Source organism: Pseudomonas sp. REP124 (assembly GCF_020164475.1).
Lineage (GTDB): Bacteria > Pseudomonadota > Gammaproteobacteria > Pseudomonadales > Pseudomonadaceae > Aquipseudomonas.
In genome coordinates this window covers 41720-61967 of sequence record NZ_JAIQWX010000021.1, presented here as the reverse complement: position 1 = coordinate 61967, position 20248 = coordinate 41720, and the positions used below count along the sequence as shown (strand labels likewise).

Genomic DNA, 20248 nt, shown 5'->3' with positions numbered 1-20248 from the left:
AGCCCGCTCCCACAGGGTTCCTCTGTGTCTGGACGAATTTCATTGAGCAGGTTCCCATGATCCCCATGCCCGCCCCTCTGCGCTGGCTCCACTCCCTCGAATGGCGCCGGGGTTTCTTTGACTGGGCACGCAGCGATGGCGTGACCTGGGTGTATATCTTCAAGGTGCTGATCGCCGCGTTCCTCACGCTCTGGCTGGCCATGCGCCTTGAGCTGCCGCAGCCGCGCACGGCGATGATCACCGTGTTCATCGTCATGCAGCCGCAATCCGGCCAGGTTTTCGCCAAGAGCTTCTATCGCTTCCTCGGCACCCTGGCCGGGTCGGCGCTGATGGTGGCGCTGATGGCTCTGTTCGCGCAGAACACCGAACTGTTCCTCGGCGCGTTGGCGATCTGGGTCGGGGTCTGCTCGGCGGGGGCTGCGCGCAGTCGCAACTTCCGCGCCTACGGTTTTGTGCTGGCCGGTTACACCGCGGCGATGGTCGGATTGCCGGCCCTGGCCCATCCCGACGGCGCCTTCATGATGGCGGTGTGGCGGGTGCTGGAAATCTCCCTGGGCATTCTCTGCTCGACCCTGGTCAGCGCCGCGATCCTGCCGCAAACCTCCAGCGCCGCCATGCGTAACGCCCTGTACCAGCGCTTCGGCGTGTTCGCTTTGTTCGTCACCGACGGCCTGCGCGGGCGCAGCAAACAGGAGGCGTTCGAGGCCGGCAACGTGCGCTTCATCGCCGAAGCGGTGGGCCTGGAAAGCCTGCGCAGCGTTACCGTGTTCGAAGACCCGCACATGCGTCGGCGCAACGGTCGACTCAGTCGGCTGAACAGCGAATTCATGGGCATCAGCACCCGTTTCAATGCCCTGCATCAATTGCTCGAACGCTTGCGCGGCAGTTGCAGCGAGCAAGCGGCCGCAGCGATCAAACCGGGGCTGCAGGACCTGGCCGAAGTGCTCGACGGCTTCAGCGGTCGCGCCCTGACCAGCGCCGATGCGGCGCGTCTGGTCACCGCTCTGAGCGCCTACAAGGAAGGCTTGCCGGCACGGGTGCGCAGCCTGCGAGCAACCTTCCAGGCGAGCCAGCCGAGCGACGCCGAACTGCTGGATTTCCACACCGCCTACGAACTGCTCTACCGCTTCGTCGACGACTTGCACAGTTATGCACAGACCCACGCTTCCCTGGCCGATCACAGCCACGAGCGCGAGCAATGGGACGAGCCTTTCACCCCGCAGACCAACTGGCTGGCGGCCGCCGCTTCGGGCATTCGCGCGTCGTTCATTCTGCTGGTGCTGGGCAGCTACTGGGTGGCCACCGCCTGGCCGAGCGGGGCGACCATGACCCTGGTGGCCGCCGCTACCGTCGGCCTGTCCGCCGCCACGCCGAACCCGAAACGCATGGCTTTCCAGATGGCCTGCGGCACCTTCCTCGGGGCGCTGATCGGTTTCGCCGAGATGTTTTTCATCTTCCCGCACATCGATGGTTTCCCCTTGCTGTGCGTGATGCTGGCACCGGTATTCGTGCTCGGCGCTTTCCTCTCCTCGCGGCCGCAATACGCCGGGGTCGGGGTGGGCTTGCTGATCTTCTTCAGCATCGGTTCGGTGCCGGACAACCTGACCATCTACAACCCTTACACCTTCATCAACGACTACATCGCCATGGTGATCGGCATGCTGGTGTGCGCGGCGGCGGGTGCGATCATTCTGCCGCCCAACAGCCGCTGGTTGTGGTGCCGGCTGGAACAGGATCTGCGCGGCCAGGTGGTGTACGCCATCAGCGGCAAGCTCAAGGGCCTGGCGTCGAGTTTCGAAAGCCGCACCCGCGACCTGGTGCACCAGGCCTATGGCTTCGCGGCGGGGCAGCCGCAGGTACAGCGCAATCTGCTGCGCTGGATGTTCGTGGTGCTGGAGGTCGGCCACGCGATTATCGAATTGCGCAAGGAACAGGCGACGTTGCCGGTGCACCCGGCCTATGCCGAAACCCAGCCGTGGCGCCAGTCGATCCGGGTGATGGGCCGCGCGCTGGTGCGACTGTTCCTGCAACTGGGGCAAAGCAATCTGGAGCGTGCACTGGTGGCGGTCGATCATGCGATCAGTCGCGTGCAGGCCACCGACGAACCCTTCGCCCCGCACTTCGACACCTCGGCGTTGCGTCGGGTGAAAAGCTACCTGCACTTCATCCGCACTTCGCTGCTGGACCCGCAATCGCCACTGTCGCAATACGCCCGGGCGACCCAGCCCCAAGGACTCGAACATGCCCCGTGAAATCGCCTTCCACGGCGTGTACATGCCGACCATGACCCTGATGTTTCTGCTTGCCGCGGCGCTGGCCTGGGGTCTGGACCGGTTTTTTTCAGGTCTCGATCTGTACCGCTTCTTCTGGCACCCGGCGCTGCTGCGCCTGAGTCTGTTTACCTGTCTGTTCGGCGCGATGGCGCTGACTGTCTACCCTTGAGAACGCCCTGATGAAAAAGCTTTTCAGCCTGCTTGCGACCCTGCTGGTACTGGCCCTGGCGATATGGATCGGCCGGACCCTGTGGGTGCATTACATGCAAACGCCCTGGACCCGTGACGGGCGCGTGCGCGCCGACATCATCAACGTGGCCGCCGATGTCACCGGCGAAGTGGTGAACGTGCCGGTGCGGGACAACCAGCTGGTGAAGAAGGGCGACCTGCTGATGCAGATCGATCCCGAGCACTATCGTCTGGCGGTCAAGCAGGCGCAGTCGCTGGTGGCGTCGCGCAAGGCGACCTGGGAGATGCGCAAGGTCAACGCCCATCGCCGTGCGGACCTGGATAACCTGGTGATCTCCAAGGAAAACCGCGACGATGCGAGCAACATCGCCGACTCGGCGCTGGCCGACTATCAACAGGCCCAGGCGCAACTGGAAGCGGCCCAGCTCAATCTAAAGCGCACCGAGGTCCGGGCGGCGGTGGACGGTTACGTCACCAACCTGAACGTCCATCGCGGCGACTATGCGCGCATCGGCGAAGCGAAAATGGCCGTGGTCGACATGAACTCGTTCTGGGTCTACGGCTTTTTCGAAGAGACCAAGTTGCCTCATGTGCGAGTTGGCGATAAGGCCGATATGCAGCTGATGAGTGGCGAAGTGCTGAAGGGCCATGTGGAGAGCATCTCCCGGGGCATCTACGACCGCGACAACCCGGAAAGCCGCGAGCTGATCGCCGACGTCAACCCGACCTTCAACTGGGTGCGCCTGGCACAACGGGTGCCGGTGCGAATCCACATCGATGAAGTGCCGGAAGGGGTGCTGTTGGCGGCGGGGATTACCTGCACCGTTGTCGTCAACCCAACATGAATTCTGTAGGAGCGAGCATGCTCGCGATGAACGCAAAGACACCGCGGGGCATCAGATTTCCCGTTTTATCGTTGACGACCATCGCGAGCATGCTCGCTCCTACAGGGGGACAGCGTTACAGCTGCCCACGCAACCCGAACCGCTTCATCAACGTCGATTCCAGCAACCCCTTGGGCAACAAGGTCACCAGCAGCGGCAACGCGCGGCTGCCGTTGCCCAGGCGAATCAACCTCGGCGGTTTGCTCTGCTGCACGGCCTTGAGCAATCCGGCGGCAAATTCGCTGGCCGGTGTCGGTTTATCCTGAGACGCCCGAGCCCGCGCACGAATGCCTTCACGCAGCGGAAACCACGGCGATTGTTCGCTGATCAGTTGCTCGGCTTCATGGCCGGCGTTCTTGGCAAAACTGGAGGCAATGGCGCCGGGCTGCACTTCCATGACCCGCACGCCGAACGGCGCCAGTTCCATGCGCAGGGCATCGCTCAGGGCATGCACGGCGGCCTTGGACGCGCAATAGGCGCCGGCGAACGGCGTGACCAGCACACCGGACACGCTGCCGACGTTGACCACGATCCCCTTGGCTCGACGCAGCACCGGGAACAGCGCGCGGGTCACGCCGACGATGGCGAACACATTGGTTTCGAACTGGCGCTGCATCGCATGCACGCCGCCATCGAGCAACGGCCCCATGGCGCCGTAACCGGCGTTGTTGATCAGCACATCGAGGCCGCCATGTTGCTGGTTGATCCGCTCGCTCAATTGCTCGAGGGCCTGGCCATCGTTGACGTCCAGTTGCACGGCGGTGAAACCGGCGGCGGCCAGCATCGCCACGTCTTCAGGCTTGCGGGCGGTGGCCCAGACTTTGTAGCCGGCGACCTGGAAGGCATCGGCCAGGGCGCGGCCGATGCCGCTGGAACAGCCTGTAATCAACGCAACGGGCATGGCGCGGTCCTTGTGCAATCAGAAGGGAAAAGGGATCAGTCGGAGAAGCTGCCTTGCAAACGCTCGGCGCGAAACTCCAGGGTTTCCGCACGGTAGCCGGCGCGCAGCGGTGGCAGCGGCAGGCAGTCGTCCCAGCTATCACCGGCCTGCAATTCGCCGGGGCCACGGTAGCGTGGGGCGGTGTATTGGTTATCGGCGAGGTTGACGGTGTCGCCCGGCGCGTAGGCCGCCACCCTCCAGCGCAACTCGGTTAGCGGTACGTCGTTGCCGTTTTTCATGGTGAGTTTCAGCGGACGGTCGGCGGGGCATTGTTGCGGCGCGTAGCTGATGCGCAGCTCCAGGCGTTGCAATTGCTTGAGTTCGCGGTGATCCATCCAGACCACCCAGGTGGCGACCAGGCCCAGGCCGATCGCGGCCGCCAGGGAAACCGGCAAGGCCTTTGCCGGATAGCGCAGCAACAGGATCACCCAGGTGATGACCAGCAGGATGCCGATGAGCATGTCGCACAGACCTCGGGGAAGAAGAAGGCCATCCTACCTAAGGGTGGGTGGGGTTGGCGATGGGCTGTTTTTTTGTGGTGGATGTGAGGGACTCATCGCGGGCAAGCCCGCTCCCACAAGGATCTGCGGTGTGAATGCAATCCATGTCCCCCAACAGAACCCTGTGGGAGCGGGCTTGCCCGCGATGAGGCCCTGACAGACAACACAAAAACTGAGGCCAAAAAAATCCCCTGACCAACCCACCGCGGATAGGGAACGCGGCAGGCCGGTCAGGGGCTCAAGGTCTTGCCGAAACTTACTGCGCGATCGTCTTCACCGACACACCACGCTCAATCGGCGTCGAGCGCCCGTAGATGTCTTCGAACCGCTCGATATCGTCCTCGCCTAGGTAGCTGCCCGATTGCACTTCGATGATTTCCAGCGGGATCTTGCCCGGGTTGCGCAGGCGGTGGACCGAGGCGATCGGGATGTAGGTCGACTGGTTTTCGGTCAGCAGGAACACGTTTTCATCGCAGGTCACTTCGGCGGTGCCGCTGACGACGATCCAGTGCTCGGCACGGTGATGATGCATCTGCAGCGACAGGCACGCGCCCGGCTTGACCGAGATGTGCTTGACCTGGAAGCGGCCGCCCATGTCCACCGAGTCGTAGGAACCCCACGGACGATAGACTTCGCAGTGGTTCTGGGTTTCGCTGCGACCCTGCTCGTTGAGGGTGTTGACCATCTGTTTCACGCCTTGGACCTTGTCCTTGTGCGCGATCATCATGGCGTCCTTGGTTTCGACCACCACGATGTTTTCCAGGCCGATCACCGACACCAGTTTGCCGTTGCCGTGGATCATGCAGTTCTTGCTGTCCTGCACCACCACATCGCCCTTGGTGACATTGCCGTTGGCGTCTTTCTCATTGACTTCCCACAGCGACGACCAGCAGCCGACATCGCTCCAGCCGGCGGTCAGCGGCACCACGCAGGCGCGCTGGGTCTTTTCCATCACCGAGTAGTCGATGGAGTTGTCCGGGCAGCAGGCGAAGGTGGCTTCGTCGAAGCTCACGGTGTCCATGTCCTGCTCGCTGCGTTCCAGGGTCAGCAGGCAGTTGTCGTAGATGTCCGGATCGTGTTTTTTCAGCTCTTCCAGGAAGCGACTGGCGCGGAACAGGAACATGCCGCTGTTCCAGAAATAACCGCCGGACTGGACGAACTCGGTGGCACGCTTCACGTCAGGTTTCTCGACGAAGTGCGAGACGCGGCTGACGCCTTCGGGCAGCAGCGAATCGTTGGTCGACTTGATGTAGCCGTAGCCGGTTTCCGGTTTGGTGGCCGGCACGCCGAACAGCACCATTTCGCCGTTCTCGGCGGCGACGGTGGCCAGGGCCAGGGCGCGTTGCAGGGCTTTCTGATCGTCCAGCACGTGGTCGGCCGGCAGCACCAGCATCAGCTCGTCGCGACCTTCATTGACCAGCATCATCGCGGTCAGCGCGACCGCTGGCGCGGTGTTGCGCCCGAACGGCTCCATCAGGATGCGCTGGGTTTCCAGTTTGCGGGCGGCCAGCTGCTCGTTGACGATGAAGCGGTGGTCCTTGTTGCAGACCACGATCGGCGCGTCCATGCCTTCGAACACCAGGCGTTCCAGGGTCTGCTGGAACAGGGTGTGCTCGCCGGTCAGGGCCAGGAACTGTTTCGGGAATTGCTTGCGCGACAGCGGCCAGAGACGGGAACCGCTACCACCTGACAAAATCACCGGAATCATGTTGTTACTCCTTGAAAATCGTTTGGTCAGAGCGACGAGCATTGGGTCGTTGCACTCTGGTTTTTGTACTGTGTCCGGCCTGACACCCCGTCCCTGTTGGAGCCAGGCTTGCCTGCGAAGGCGGTCTCAAGGGCCCCTTCGCCGGCAAGCCGTGCTCCTACAGGAGCGTTGTCAAGCCGTGAAAATTGATTAGCGCGTCGACACCGGGCGTTTTACCCAGACCGGCGACAGGCTGCTGCCGCTGCCGGTGACGTACAGCACGGCGGCTTCACCGCGTTCCAGGGCGACCGGTTTCACGTCGCCGACTTTCGTTGCGCCATCGTATAGCGCCAGGCTGACTTTCACCGGGTTGATTTCACGTTCGCCACGGCCTTTGGCCGCGACGTTCGGCACCACGTCGGTCTTGCCGTCGGCGGTCTTCAGGGTCAGCGCCTTGTCGCTGAGGTTCTGCACGCGTACCAACGATTTCTGTTTGTTCTTGAACGGCGGCTCTTCGATCAGTTGCGGCGCGCCGCTGGCGTTGTTGACCAGGGTGTAATAGTGATCGCTGGCCAGTTTCACCGGTACGGTCTGGCTGCCGACCTTGGCGCTGTAGTCGCCGCCGGGCATGAAGCTGAAGTCACTGCTCGACAGCGGCGCGACATCGCTCAGGTTGGTGCTGCCCACGGTGGCGCTGACCTCACTGTTGCTGGCGTTGTAGATACGCACGAAGGACGAGCCTTTCGGCGCGGTCGGGCCGTACAGCGCCGCATCGCCACCGGCGAAGGCCTGCATCGAGAGCACACTCATACCAGCAACCAGTGCAAAGGTCTTGGCGAGACGACGAGGAGTAGTTTTGAAAGTCATGGTAGTACCTCTCTCTTTCAGTTTTGCGCCCGGTCGGGCGTCTCGGATTTAGTGTTTACAGCTACGTTCTGTTGGCGCGCGCCGGCTTGCTTGAGCTCTGCGACCCACTGCGGGTCGGCGTCGCCGATTTCGTTGTTCACAGGCAGATAACGTTCAGGGAACTCCCAGATCAGCACCTGAGGCGGGCTGTTCTTGAAGGCATCACTTTTCAGGTAACTGAGCATCGGCAGAATCGGACCGTGGCCGTCTTCGGCGTAACTGACCACGTCGCTGTGCAGGGCCTGCTTGAGCGCGCCGACGAAGTTCCAGTTCGGGTTGGCGCTGTAGCTGGTGCCGACCAGCGCGACAGGCACTTCGGTGTTGGCGAACAGCGCGTCGTCGCCGGCCGGTTGGCCTTCAGCCGCCACGGTGTTGCGCTTCTGCAGGGATTCCTGCGCCGGCATCATGTTTTCGAACAGCGGGTCCAGCGGCAGGAACAGGCGCAGGTCGCCCTTGTGCGTGACCTTCTCCGCAGGTTCGGTAACGAAGTTCTGCGGTTCGCCGCTCAGCGGGTACTTGTCGGCGATGGTCCTGGCCAGGCGGTTGGCGGCGATCTCGGCGCCTTCCGGAGTCCAGTGGGTGTCGGTGCGCAGGAACACCTGCTTGCCGTTCTGCTTGGCCGATTGCAGCGGGCCGAGCAGGTCAGGTGCCGGGATACGATCGGCGGCCAGACGCTTGTGGAAATCCTGGTAGAGGTTGGCGTGAATGCTCGCCGGTTTCACCTCGCCCAGATGTTCCGGGTACAGGCGCACCTTGGCCGGCACCACTGCCATCACCAACTGGATACCTTTTGCTTTGAGGGTCTGGCGCACGCCTTCGACCAGCGCGTAGTTGCCTTGCAGGTTCAGCTCTTCGTTGACGCTCGGGTGGAATTCCTCATCGCTGTACAGCCACTGGTCGCGGCCGAGCACCACACCCGGACGACCTTCGTTGAACAGCTTGAAGTCCAGCGCCGCCCAGAGGTTGGTACCCAGGCGCTTGATCGGAAACTCGTCGTCGTAGTGGGTCTCCACCGCCTTGGTCCAGCGGCCGTTGAGCACCGTCGCGTCAGCATTGGTGCTGAAGCCCAGGAAGCTGCGAACCGACCACAGGCCCAGGGCGAGCAGGGTCACCAGGAACAGGGCGATGTAGAAGATGCGTAATGAGCGGGTCATGGTCAGATCCCTCAGAACTGGAAGTAAAGGAACGGCGAGAAGCTTTGCGCCGAGAGTTTGAGAATCGAGGCGATGAACAGCAGCAACACCAGGGCGCGCATCACGTAGCGCGACCAGTCCGCAGTCCAATAGGCCGGTTGCACCTGGGCTTCGACGCCAACGGTGTAGCCAGGCTGATGGATGCTGGTCGGGTTATCCCCAGGCACGGCCTTGATGGTGCCGGCGGTTGCGGCAGCCGGGCCGTCGGCATCGACATTCACTTCAGGCTTGGTCTTGACCGGTGGCTGGTTGCTGTAGAAATCGCGCAGACCGAAGAACGCCAGGGTCACGTAGGCCACGATCAGGGTCGCGACTTGCAGACCGGTGAGGCTGGCCTGATTGAGTTCCGACAGATTCCAGTCGCCGAAGCTGAACATCGCGCCGTACATGCGGCCGGCGACGTGCAGGTTCTCGGCACGGAAGATCACCCAGCCCATCACCACCAGCAGGAAAGTCAGCGCCCAGCGGATCGGGTTGAAGCTGCGCGGCGAGGTGTTCAGGCCGATGGCTTTCTCGATCGCCAGCCACATGCCGTGCCACGCACCCCAGACGATGTAGGTGATGTTCGCGCCGTGCCACAGACCACCGAGCAGCATGGTCAGGAACAGGTTGCGATAGGTGGTCAGCGTGCCTTTGCGATTACCGCCCAGAGTGATGTAGAGGTAGTCGCGCAGCCAGGTCGACAGGCTGATGTGCCAGCGGCGCCAGAACTCGGTGATCGACTGGCTGATGTAGGGCTGCTTGAAGTTTTCCATGAAGCGGAAACCCATCATCAGACCCAGACCGATCGCCATGTCGCTGTAGCCGGAGAAGTCGAAATACAGCTGCGCGGTGTACGCCAGGGCGCCGAGCCAGGCATCGCCCGTGGTCGGGTTTTGCAGGGCGAAGCAATGGTCGGCCACCACCGCGAGGGTGTCGGCGATGAAGACCTTCTTGATGAAACCCTGCATGAACCGCGTGCAGCCCTCGGAGAACTTGTCGAGGGTATGGGTGCGGTTGTTGAACTGATCGGCCAGGTCGCGGAAACGCAGCACGGGGCCGGCGATCAGGTGCGGGAAGATCGCCACGAACGCCGCGAAGTCGATCAGGTTGCGGGTCGCCGGAGTGTCGCCACGGTAGACGTCGATGATGTAGCTGATGGACTCGAAGATGTAGAACGAGATACCGATCGGCAGCAGCACGTGGGTCAGGATGAACGGCTCCAGGCCCACCGACGTCATCATCGCGTTGATGCTGTCGACGCCGAAGTTGGCGTACTTGAAGTAGCCCAGGATGCACAGGTCGACGGCCACGCCGAGCAGCAGCCAGCGCTGCGCCGGTTTGGTGCGCACTCCTGCGGCACCGACTTTCAGGCCGATCCAGTAGTTCCACAATGTGACGGCTGCGAACAGCGCCAAAAAGTCCACACGCCACCAGGCATAGAACACGTAGCTGGCAATCAGCAGCAGCAGATTGCGATAGCGTTGCCCGCTCAGGTAGTACAAGCCGAGAAAGATCGGCAAGAACAGAAACAGGAACACGTTGGATGAGAAAACCATCCCGATCTCTCCTTGTTTAACCAACAGTCAAGGGCCCACGGCCCCCCCAAACCCCCCACAGAAAATCGGGGGGTAACTCACATACTCAAACTCGATACAGCCTTTGTAGGAGCAAGGCTTGCCTGCGAAAGCCATCACGCGGTGAAACTGATGAACCGTGTCATCGTTCTTCGCGGGCAAGCCTCGCTCCTACGAACCTTTGTTTCCCTTCTCGCGTGAAGGGTCATAAACCTTGGTCAGGTCCCCACCCAGGCGGAAGGTCTTGAACGGTTGCATTTCATGCTTCTTCTCCAGCACATCCGCCGAGCAGCTGTAGAGGCTGCAGAACGGTTCGAGCCAGGCGAATTTCATGTCCTCTTTCAGGTCGGTCATGTCCTGTTTCTTGCCGTTCTTCTGCTCGAATTCATCCGGGTCTTTAACCCCGGCAAGTACGCGATCACCCAAGCGTTTCAGCGCGCCGTTGTTTTCCTGGCGCAGGTCCACACCGTTGACCTGAGCGAAGCTGGCGATCATCGCCAGCGGCGGCAAGGCGTAGTTGTGGTAGGCGAGGGCGCGTTGCTGGCGCTTGAGTTCGTTGGGCAAGTAACCCTGGGCGTCGATCTGGTTGGCGCCGACCTTGAACTCCTTCACCGCCCAATCGAACAGGTCGCGACGATCGGTGGCGATGGACGTTGCCATCACCGACCAGGCGGCCCAGTACGAATGGTTGTTGGTTTTCTCCAGCGGCAGGTTGTCCCAGTCGCTGACCACCTGATCGGCCATCTTGCTGAACCAGGCTTCGATCAACTGCGCCTGCTGCTGATGGTTGGCCAGCGGATGGGAGTCGGAGAACTTCAGGCGAAGGTACGACGACGCCATGCTGCCCAGCGCCCATTTGCGCATCGACTTGCCGGTGTGATTGAAGTCCTTGGACATCAACGCATCGGCCTGGGCCCAGGCGGTGAGCCAGGTGAGCGTGCACTCCAGTTGCTCCGGACGACCGTCGCGCATGAACTGCATCACTCGCTTGGCGGTGCCGCGCTCGACCTTGGTGATGTCGGCGGTGCTGTCGCGGAAGGCTTTTTCCGATTGCACGTTCAGGGTCGCTCGGGCCTTGTCCGAGCCTTCGTACTTGCTGCGAAATTGCAGCGAGCCGGTATACGGCGTCGGCATGGCTTCGCAGCCTTCGCCGCCGTCGCCGGTTTTGACCTTCTCGATAGGCGCAAAGTAACCCTGTGGCGGACGCAAGGGCGCGGCCGCCTGGGTCGCCCCGGCGAACATCGCCAGGCTCAGCAGGGTCGGTGCCAACAGATTGGCAAGTTTCGGATTTCGCATGGCAGACCTCATTGCCCGACTGAAGCAGTGCGCTGCTCGGCGCCGGGGAATACGTTGCGTTTGCAGATTTTCGCTTCGACCTTCTGTGGCGCGGCGCCCGCTTCCGGGCCCTGGACTTCAACGGCCAGCAGGTTCTGCGAGGCCCAGTCTTCGTCGGTACGCAACTCGAAGGCGAAACGCCCGTCGGTTTCGGAGGTTTCCGGTTTCTCGATCTTGATGTCCTCGTGGCGCCCGTTCATGTACCAGAGGGTGGCTTGCAGGGTTTTCACCGAGGTGTCGGCGAAGCGGATGTCGACCTGGTGACTGCTGTTCTGCAGGTTCAGGTTTTTGCTGTTGACCATCAGTTCGTTCTTGCCCGGCTTAAGCGTGGTGCTGCCGGACATCTGTGCATCCTTGCCTTCGCAACCGTTGTCCAGCAGCGCCATCATCTGGCGGTAGATGGTTTCCTGGTCCAGGCGGTAGAGCGGCGAGAATTCCCAGATGAGAATCTTCGGCGGGTTCTTCTGGAACTCGTCGCTGCCCAGGTACTGCAGCATCGAACCTTCCAGGCCGCCGCCGGGGAACGCCACGTTGAGAATGTCGGCGCCGATGGCCTCTTCGAGGAAGCCGGCGAAGTTGTAGTTCTTGCCACTGTGGGAGGTGCCCACGAGGGTGATCTGCGGGTTGCCGGAATCGCCGAACAGATCGCCGTCGCCTGCCTCGCCCTTGGGCTCGGTGGTGAACTGATCCATGTACTGGATCGCGTAGCTGGTGCCACAGAGTTGACCGGCCATGTTGTGCAATGTTCCGGTCTTGCCCATGCGACCCGACTTGTGGGTCTCGAATTCACGCTTTGGAATGTCGGCGAACTCAGGCAGCTGCTTGACCTTTTCGGCGACGATCTTCGCAGTGCGTTGGGCGCCGTACGGAGTCCAGTGCTGGTCGCCGCGGAAGTAGAAGTCGTGGGCGGGCAGGGTGTCCGGCAGTTGCTCATTGGTCAGCGGCGAGAGGTCCGGCACCACGTAGCCCATGGCGGCGAAACGGCCGAGCATGGTCTTGTAGTTGCGCAGCGCCTTGTCGAAATCGAAGCTGGCTTTCTCGGCCGGGTTCAGCTTGTTGCGGTTCACCAGGCCACGGGTCGGCTGGTAGACGACCACCAGTTCCACACCCTTGCTCTTGAACGCATCGTGCAGCTGCTTCATGCGCTTGTAGCCGGCAGGTGTGGTGTCGAATTCGGTGCGCAAGTCTTCCTGAGTCCGGAACAGCCAGTCGCCCTGGGCCTGCACCAGCGTGGTGAAGTTCTGCTGGTAGCGGGTGGTGTAGTTCTTCGCATCGTGGGCGGCGGGGCACAGGCTGCAGCACGGTTCTGCAGAGAACTTCGGCGGGCTTATGTTACCGGCAGCTTCATCCGCACGAGCACCAGTGCTGGCGGCGAGAATGCCGGCGGTCAGGGCCGACAGGCTGAGTAATTTGATCAGGTGTGGGTGCATAAAATTATCCTCAGTCCCGCATTTCGGTCTGGCGTTCGACAGGGTCGATCAGCACGGCTTTCTGCTGGCGCACCAGCAGGTCGAGAATTTCATCCTGGCGCTCGCCGAGAATCCCGTTGAAGCTGATGCCGCTGGATTTGGTCGGCGCGAGCATGGACACGCGATACAGCTCCACGCTCAACGGCGAGTCGATGGACAGAGGGCCGCTGCCGTTGGCCGCCAATTCGCCGCCGACCACGATCAGCGAGACCTGGGCGTCGAACGGGTCGAGCTTGATGTCACGGTCGGTGTCGGTCAGGTCCTTGATGTGCCCGTAGACACCGGTCAGGCCGTTGGCCATGGCGACGTTTTCGTAGAGGCGAATGTTCACGCTGTTACGAATGCGGATGCCGTGACGGCGGTTGCTCAGCACCTTGTTGCCCCACAGCAGGTTGTCGGCACTCTCGTAGAGGGTGATGCCGTCGGTGTGGTTCTGATAGACCTCGTTGTGGGCAATCACGTTGTTGACGCTGTTACGGTCGATCACGATGCCCGACAGCTTGTTGTCGTAGGTGCGGTTGTTGAAGATGAAGCTGTCGTTGACCTCGCGGGAGATGATGATCCCGTGCTTCTTCTTCGTTCCGTACACCGTGTTCTCGGCAATGATCAGACCGTGGGAACGGTCGTGGGGGTCGATGCCGTAGACGATGTTGTCCTTGTAGGTGTTGCCCTTGACCACAAAGCCCGTGGTCTCGTAGCAGTAGAAGCCGTACCACATGTCCGAGAACTCGGAGCCGACGATCCAGCCGGTCGGTTCAGGGCGCTTGAGCACCTTGGCCATGTTCGGCGTGTACTGGGAAATACTCACGCCGTAGGACTTACTGTTGGCGTAGCCGAAGCTGGCCATCTTGCTGTTGGCGATGTAGGTCTCGGTACCACCCCAGGCCAGCAGGAACGGGCGAAATTCCTTGGGCGAACGGAATGTCGCCGGACCGTTTTCCTTCTCGCGCCAGCCGGTGATTTTGGTGTCACGCACAAACAGCTGACCGTCGTTGACCAGGAACGAGCCGGCCTCCTGGGACAGGCGCAATTCCTGAGTCTGCTTGTCGATTTCGAGGATGCCGTGCTGACCGACCACGATCGGCAATTTGGCCAGGAACACCCCCGGCGAGGTTTCGCTGAAATACTGCTTGGGCAGTTTCTTCGCCAGGTCCTTGAGGTTCATGTAGCCGTCGTCGACGAAGATCGCCTGAGGGATGCCGTGCTGACGCACCACCCATTCGGCCATCTTGTTGTCGCCGCCAATGAAGTCTTTCAGGGCGTCTTCCTGCATCATCCGGCGCACGCTGATCTTGCCGGCCTTGCTGCGCACCACTTTGGCGGCGATGGCCTCGGCGGTGTAGCCCGAAAGGTCCGGCAGTTTCGGCGCACTCATTTCCAGCGGCGCAGTGGGTGCGCTGGTGACGGTGTAGGTCTTGGCCTGTTGCAGCTCTTTGGCCATGGTTGCCGGTTTGCCTGGTTGAGAGGCCGGCTCCACATTGGCGAAGGCACTCATGCTGGCCAGCAGCATCGCGCCGGCCAACAGGCTGATCGAGCCTTTGAAGGCTTGATGATTCATCTGGGAGACTCCCTTCGCAATGTGCATCAGAAGCGCCAGATCACGTCGATGAACGCGCGGTGCATGTACGAATCGACTTCTTTGCCGTAGGCATCACCCGGCTTGAACACGCCACCACGGAAACGCACCAGCGCCGAAGGCTCGTCCACCGCCTGGCTCAGCGAGGCCGGCAGCAGCCCTTGCTTGAAGTACTTGGTGACCACCAGGTCCATTTCCTGACCCATGTCTTTTTCACCGTCGTTGAGCGGCAGCGAAGTGCTGGAGAGCACGGCGCCGGTCACGTCGTCGGTGTTGTTCTGCACCGCGTCGATACCGTTGCTGCCCACCGGCTTGTTGCCGTCGACACGCCAGAACTTGTGGTAGATCAGGCTGGCGTCGTATTCGTCGTTGAGCATCCACGAACCGAACAGCGTGGCGGTTTGCAGGTTGTTCATTTCGCCACGGAAGGCCTCGCCGAAACGATGGACTCGCGAGCGGGTACCGGTGAAGTTCGAGCGGTTGCTTTCCAGGCCGTTCTGTTCGTAATCGGCGCTGGCACGGGCGTAGGCCGCACCGACTTGCCATTGCGGATCCAGACGCAGGCGCACGCCCAGGTCGGTGGCCCAGCCGTCGACATCGCCGCTGCGCTTGGCTTGGGCGGGCGCGGTGCCATCGGCGTTCAGCGGGTTGACCGTGTCGCGGTCGCCGCTCATGCCGGTGATGCTGCCCCAGTAATTGAGCTGGTTAGTGTTGCGCCAGTTGTAGGCGTCGCTGTCGGCGGTAAGGCCCAGCCAGCTGATGTCGCCGTTCTGTTTCTTGTCCAGGGTGTCGGCCGGTTCACCCGGTGTCGGGTAGTCGAGCTTGCCGTCATCGTGGGTGTGATGACCGCGAATGCCGACCCAGTTGCCCGGGGTCCACTGGTACGCGGCATCGGCGTAGGCGTGCAGGCGGTCCTTGTCCTGTGGCGACAGTTCCTTGAGGTCGGTGCGGTACTCGCTGAAACGTTCGGCGATACCGGCGTTGGCGCGCAGCAAGGTGGTGTCGAAGGTCCAGTTCAGGGCTTCGATGTTGGTGTCGCGCCATTGGCCGTCGTCGTTGCGCAGGCGCTGGCGACCGAACTTGAGGATCTCGCCGGGGTATGGCGTGAAGCCGCTGTAGCCGACCCAGAACTCGCGCATCGCCAGGTAGTTTTTCTTGGCCTTGCGATCGCCGTTGTCGGTGGTCTCGGTGCCGTCGGCCTGTTGCAGGGTGTCGGTCTCGATGATGTCGGTGGAGGTCACCGCCTGACCCATGGCGTAGGCGCTCCACGCGCCGCTTTCGCCATAGATCCATGGACGCAGATCCAGGCCCACGCCATTGACGTCGCCGCCGCTCTGGGTGCCCAGGTCGCGGTCGTCTTCGGACTGACCGGTGATTTTCACGTCCAGGCCGAAGTTCTTCGGCTCTTCAGTCATGGCCGCCAGTGTCGGGCAGGACCACAACACGGCGAATGTCAGGCCGATACCGGCTTGTACGAATGGATTCAACTTCATAGGGTTTCCTCGCCGTCCTCTTCTTGCAGGGCGTGCAGTTGCAGCGTGTTCTGACTCAAGGCACCGCGACTGGCCTGTTCCTGTTTCAACAGGCGCTGGGCCTCGGCAAGTTGCGCAGGCGGCAACTGGGCTTCGATGGTTTGCGCAAGCTCGGTGGCCTGCGGAGTGTTCTGGGCCTTGGCCAACTGGCTGAAGACGTAAGCGTTGAGCGGGTCGGGTTTGGTGCCCTTGCCTTGGGAAAACAGCTGGGCGATGGCGAAGTCGGCGCTGTTCTGGCCGTTGCGCGCAGCGGTCAGCAGATGGTCGAGAGCCTTCTGCGGATAGACCTTGCCCAGGTAACCGCGGCGATAGATCTGGCCGAGGTAGTAATCGGCGGCGACCTCACGGCCGACGGCTTTTTGGAAGTGTTCCTCGGCGACCTTGGCGTCGGCCGGGACCATTTTCCCTTCGTAGTACAGCTTGCCCAGCAACAGCTCGGCGCGGGGTTGGTCGGCGGCGCGGCCGTTGTCCAGGTACTTCATCATCTGGTCGACGTCGCCCAGTTCCGGGAAGTCGTAGATCAGTTGCGCGAGTGTCACCCACGAGGCCGGGTAGCCCGGCGCGATCGGTTCGAGCAGCGACTGCGCGGTTTTCTCGTCGGTCTTGCCCAGGGTCGGATCGGCCAGCACGCGAGCGACGCTGTCCACGCGCTGAGCAGAGACGGTGCCGCGGCTGTGGGCCGCCTGCATTTGCTTGATCAACTCGGCCTGCTGTTCCGGCTGGGCCTTTTTCTGATAGACCGTGGCCAGTTCGACGTAGCAGATGTCGGTGGTGTTGATCGCGGCTTTGCAGATCTTTTCCACGTCATCCAGATGCTGGTCGTAGGTGCCCTGGGTGCGATACAGCAGCACTTGCGCCAGGCCCGCTTCCGGCTTGCCTTCGGCGCGCCATTGGCTGATCTGCTGCTGCGCATTCACATTGGGAAAGCTGTGCGGGTATTGCAGGTACAGCATGGCCAGCGGAATCAGGGTGTTGCCTTCACCGGCGGCCGAGGCCTTTTTCAACAGGCCTTCGGCTTCGTGCTGTTCGGCTTCGGTGGAGCCGGGCTTGGCCACCAGCAGACGACCCAGGCGTGCCTGGGCACGGGGCGAGACGCTGGCGGCGGCGCGGTAAGTGGCCTCGGCCTGCTTCATCTGCGCCGGGTCACGGCTGTCCACCTGGATATCGGCCAGACCGACCTGGGCTTCGCTGTAGCCCAGGTCTGCGAGCTGCTGGTAGTTCGCCGCGGCGGTGGCGGTGTCGCCACGCTTGAGGGCTTCGTTGGCCAGGCGCTGGTCGGGCAGGCCGGCGCAGCCGGTGAGGCTGACGGCAAGCGCCAGTGCACACAACGCATGGCCCTTGTGGGAGCTGGCTTGCCAGCGATTCAGGCACCGCGGTGCATCAGACAAACCGAGTTGATCCAATCGCTGGCAAGCCAGCTCCCACAGGGACTGTGGTGTTCTTTGGATAGAAGTCACAGGCATGTCCTCCGGTTACAGACCAGCAGCCATGGCTTTGTCGATCAGCCAGTTCAGGTTCGGGCCGCGGTCGCTGTTCACTTCCACCGGGCGGCCGGCGAGGGTGCTGTCCAGGGCTTCGTCAGGCTGGATCAGCACGCGGATGTCGGAGGACAGGTCGGCGCTTTTCAGGCTGGTGCTGCTGACGATCTTGCCGGTGCGGGTCTTGTCTTCACCGGCGATCTGGAAGCGCACGGCGGTGCCTGGCAGCACGTCGCCGAACTGGCGATAGGAGAAGCGCGCCTCGACATTGGCTTCGGTGTTGCGCGGCACCAGCTGGAAGATCACATCGCCCTTGCTGGCGTACTGACCGTTGGCAACCAGTTGCTGGCCCACGGTGCAATCGCACGGCGAAGTCAGGGTGCCGGTCATTTGCTTGCCGAACAGTTCCTCGACCTTGGCCGGCGCCAGTTGATCGCCTTCCAGGTGGCCCTTGAGCACGTCGAGCATGCTGGTGCTGAAGGTCGCCAGCGGTGCGCCCTTGGCCGCCACGCCGTCGGCTTTGACCAGGCTCTGCACGGTGCCGTCGCGCGGCATGGTGATGTTGATGCCCGGCACGCTGACCAGACCGGCCTGGGCGTGGCTGACGAAGTACATGCCGTACACCGATTTGAAAATGAAACCGAACGCCGCCACGCCGACGACGAAAACCCCCAGGCTGAACGTCACGGCTTTCAGGCGCCCGAACGCGCTCATGCCATGGCCGCCGTCCTTGTTCTTGCGCGCCTTGGTGAAGTTGTCGCGCTGCAGGGTCGCGAGCATTTCGCCGATGCTGACGAGATCGCCCGCCAGGTGCGAAGTGATCAGGTGGCGCAGGGTCGAGATGTCCTGCGGCTCCAGGTTCTGGAACTGGCAACCGGCGCGACCGGTCTGGCGATCGTAGGAACGCACCTGCAATTCGACGTCCATGGCCAGGCCGAGGTTGTCGATGACAAATTGCAGGCGGGCCTTGTACACGTCGCCAGCCTTGAGCGGCAGCTGACCGGCGTTGAAGGCCAGGCCACCGGCGGACAGGTCGATCACTCGTGCTTCGACCGGCGTACGGTCTGGGCCGAAGAACCGCAGCTTGGCCGGGATTTTGACCCGGGCGTGCTGGCGCTGGGCTTCGGATTCGTGCACTACGTTGGCGTTGACGGCGGTATTCATAAGGGGCGTTTTCCTAGTTAATTCAGGCGAGTTCGGTCAGACCATCATCAGCAGCACGGCGACGAAAATGCTGCCGGCGGAGAAGGTCATGGTCCGAGACGACCAGGTGTTGAACCAACGTTGAAAGCTGGCGAGATCACGGGACAGAGAAGTGGGCTGGCGAGTCCAGGACTGTTGGTCGAGGCGGAAGAACACGTAGATCTTCACCAGCGCGCCAACGATCTGGTTGTAATAGAGAATCGCCGGGTAAGCGGGCCCGATCCGGTGGCCGGAGCAGGACAGCAACAGGGTCAGGATCAGACGGGTGATGCCGATCCACAGCAGGTACACCAGGATGAACGCGGTGCCGTACTTGAAGCTGGCGAGCAGTGCCACGGTCAGGCCCAGAAGCGACGTCCACATCGACACGCGCTGATCGAACAGCACCACGGACGTGAACGCACCCAGGCGCCGGATCCCCAGGCCCAGGGCACGGGAGTTCTGACGCAGGTTGTTGCCGTACCAGCGGAACATCAGCTTGCGACTGGCCTTGATGAAGCTCTTTTCCGGCGGGTGCTCGACGGTGTTGATCGCGGCATCCGGCACGTAGAAGGTGTCGTAGCCCAGGCGCATCAGGCTGAACCAGCTGGACTTGTCGTCGCCGGTCAGGAACTTGAAGCGGCCCAGGCGCCAGTGTTGCAGCGAGTCGCTTTCCACGTCGGCGATGAATTCCGGGTTGGTCACCACGGTCGCGCGGAACACCGACATCCGCCCGGTCATGGTCAGCACGCGCTTGGACAGGGCCATCGAGCACATGTTGATGTGACGCTGGGCGAAGCGCAGCTTGTGCCATTCGCTCATGATGTAGCCGCCGCGCACTTCGCAGAATTCGTTGGTGGTCAGGCCGCCGACGTTGCCGAACATCTGGAACCACGGCACGGTCTTGCGCACTACGCCTTCGCCGAGCACGGTGTCGCCGTCGATCACCGCCACCACGGCGCGGTCGTCCGGCAGGTGACGGGAGATGGCGCGGAAACCGTAGGCCAGGCCGTCGCGCTTGCCGGTGCCGGGAATGCGTACGAAGTCGAGCTTGACCCGGGCAGGCGGGTTCATCCGCTTCCACAGGCTCTTGACCAGAAGCTCATCGGACATTTCCACGATGGAACAGACCACGGTGGTCGGCAGCTCGCAGTCGATGGCTTCGCGGATCACCGAGCTGTAGACCTGCGCGGTGGTCAGCGCATCGATCCGGAAACTGGTGACCATCAGAAATACGTGGGACGGGTCCGCCGCCTTGCCCAGCTTGCGCACTTTGCGCCGCAGGTGCGGGTAGACCACGTACAGAAACAGCATGCCGCGCACAAAGTGCGTGGCCCCCATCGAGTAGCGCCAGATACCGACGATACCGATCAGGAAAATGAAGTCCTTCGACTCGGGGTCGAATGTGGACACAGGCAGCGCAACGGCGATGCCCATCAACAGACTTAGATAAAACAGCCAACCGGCGGCCTGGAGCAGGCCGTGCTTTAGCCTGAGCATAATTTGCATCCGTCTCGATCCGTAGAACCTGTAGGAGCGAGCATGCTC

Annotated in this window: 16 protein-coding genes; 3 read left to right on the top strand and 13 right to left on the bottom strand. The window is 62.2% G+C overall.

Annotated elements, in window-relative coordinates; all coding sequences use genetic code 11:
• Positions 1–56 precede the first annotated feature (56 nt).
• From K9857_RS07885 to K9857_RS07875, 3 genes are read left to right on the top strand one after another with little or no spacing between them, the layout of a single operon-like run.
• Entirely contained in the window at positions 57–2252 is a 2196-nt protein-coding gene (locus tag K9857_RS07885) for an FUSC family protein (RefSeq protein WP_224534537.1), read from the top strand.
• Positions 2242–2442, top strand: a complete 201-nt coding sequence (locus K9857_RS07880) for a DUF1656 domain-containing protein (RefSeq protein ID WP_224534524.1) — start codon at positions 2242–2244, stop codon at positions 2440–2442. Before K9857_RS07885 ends, K9857_RS07880 begins: the two co-directional genes overlap by 11 nt.
• Positions 2443–2452: 10 nt before the next feature.
• Positions 2453–3307 carry an HlyD family secretion protein gene (locus tag K9857_RS07875; RefSeq protein WP_224534522.1) on the top strand — a complete coding sequence of 285 codons (855 nt, stop codon included), beginning with the start codon at positions 2453–2455 and terminating at the stop codon, positions 3305–3307.
• A 115-nt stretch (positions 3308–3422) separates the two neighbouring features.
• Here the strand turns inward: K9857_RS07875 and K9857_RS07870 are convergent, their stop codons facing one another.
• The 13 genes from K9857_RS07870 to alg8 form a co-directional block, all read right to left on the bottom strand.
• Positions 3423–4247, bottom strand: a complete 825-nt coding sequence (locus tag K9857_RS07870) for an SDR family oxidoreductase (protein WP_224534521.1) — start codon at positions 4245–4247, stop codon at positions 3423–3425.
• 35 nt (positions 4248–4282) lie between these two features.
• On the bottom strand, positions 4283–4747 hold the full coding sequence (locus K9857_RS07865; protein WP_224534518.1) for a multidrug transporter: 465 nt from the start codon (positions 4745–4747) through the stop codon (positions 4283–4285).
• Between the two features lie 295 nt (positions 4748–5042).
• Positions 5043–6494 carry a mannose-1-phosphate guanylyltransferase/mannose-6-phosphate isomerase gene (locus K9857_RS07860; protein ID WP_224534516.1) on the bottom strand — a complete coding sequence of 484 codons (1452 nt, stop codon included), beginning with the start codon at positions 6492–6494 and terminating at the stop codon, positions 5043–5045.
• A gap of 189 nt (positions 6495–6683) precedes the next feature.
• Positions 6684–7340, bottom strand: a complete 657-nt coding sequence (locus K9857_RS07855; protein WP_224534514.1) for an alginate O-acetyltransferase AlgF — start codon at positions 7338–7340, stop codon at positions 6684–6686.
• 17 nt (positions 7341–7357) lie between these two features.
• The gene (locus tag K9857_RS07850; RefSeq protein ID WP_224534501.1) at positions 7358–8533 is read right to left on the bottom strand and encodes an alginate O-acetyltransferase; all 1176 of its coding nucleotides are present in this window, start codon (positions 8531–8533) and stop codon (positions 7358–7360) included.
• An 11-nt stretch (positions 8534–8544) separates the two neighbouring features.
• A complete protein-coding gene (locus K9857_RS07845; RefSeq protein ID WP_224534499.1) occupies positions 8545–10110 on the bottom strand; it encodes an MBOAT family O-acyltransferase in 1566 nt (521 codons plus the stop codon).
• Positions 10111–10299: 189 nt separating this feature from the next.
• Positions 10300–11424 carry a mannuronate-specific alginate lyase gene (locus K9857_RS07840; protein ID WP_224534497.1) on the bottom strand — a complete coding sequence of 375 codons (1125 nt, stop codon included), beginning with the start codon at positions 11422–11424 and terminating at the stop codon, positions 10300–10302.
• A gap of 8 nt (positions 11425–11432) precedes the next feature.
• On the bottom strand, positions 11433–12893 hold the full coding sequence (locus tag K9857_RS07835; RefSeq protein WP_224534495.1) for an alginate O-acetyltransferase: 1461 nt from the start codon (positions 12891–12893) through the stop codon (positions 11433–11435).
• A 10-nt stretch (positions 12894–12903) separates the two neighbouring features.
• Positions 12904–14490 (bottom strand): mannuronan 5-epimerase AlgG, encoded by a 1587-nt coding sequence (gene algG, locus K9857_RS07830; RefSeq protein ID WP_224534484.1) that lies wholly within the window; start codon positions 14488–14490, stop codon positions 12904–12906.
• A gap of 26 nt (positions 14491–14516) precedes the next feature.
• Entirely contained in the window at positions 14517–16001 is a 1485-nt protein-coding gene (locus K9857_RS07825) for an alginate export family protein (protein ID WP_224534482.1), read from the bottom strand.
• Positions 15998–17503, bottom strand: a complete 1506-nt coding sequence (gene algK, locus K9857_RS07820) for an alginate biosynthesis TPR repeat lipoprotein AlgK (protein ID WP_224534480.1) — start codon at positions 17501–17503, stop codon at positions 15998–16000. The genes K9857_RS07825 and algK overlap by 4 nt, the downstream gene beginning before the upstream one ends.
• A gap of 9 nt (positions 17504–17512) precedes the next feature.
• Complete coding sequence (locus tag K9857_RS07815; protein ID WP_175377925.1) at positions 17513–18682, bottom strand: alginate biosynthesis protein Alg44; 1170 nt, start codon at positions 18680–18682, stop codon at positions 17513–17515.
• Positions 18683–18718: 36 nt separating this feature from the next.
• Positions 18719–20200 carry a mannuronan synthase gene (gene alg8, locus K9857_RS07810; protein WP_411961550.1) on the bottom strand — a complete coding sequence of 494 codons (1482 nt, stop codon included), beginning with the start codon at positions 20198–20200 and terminating at the stop codon, positions 18719–18721.
• Positions 20201–20248: the final 48 nt, after the last annotated feature.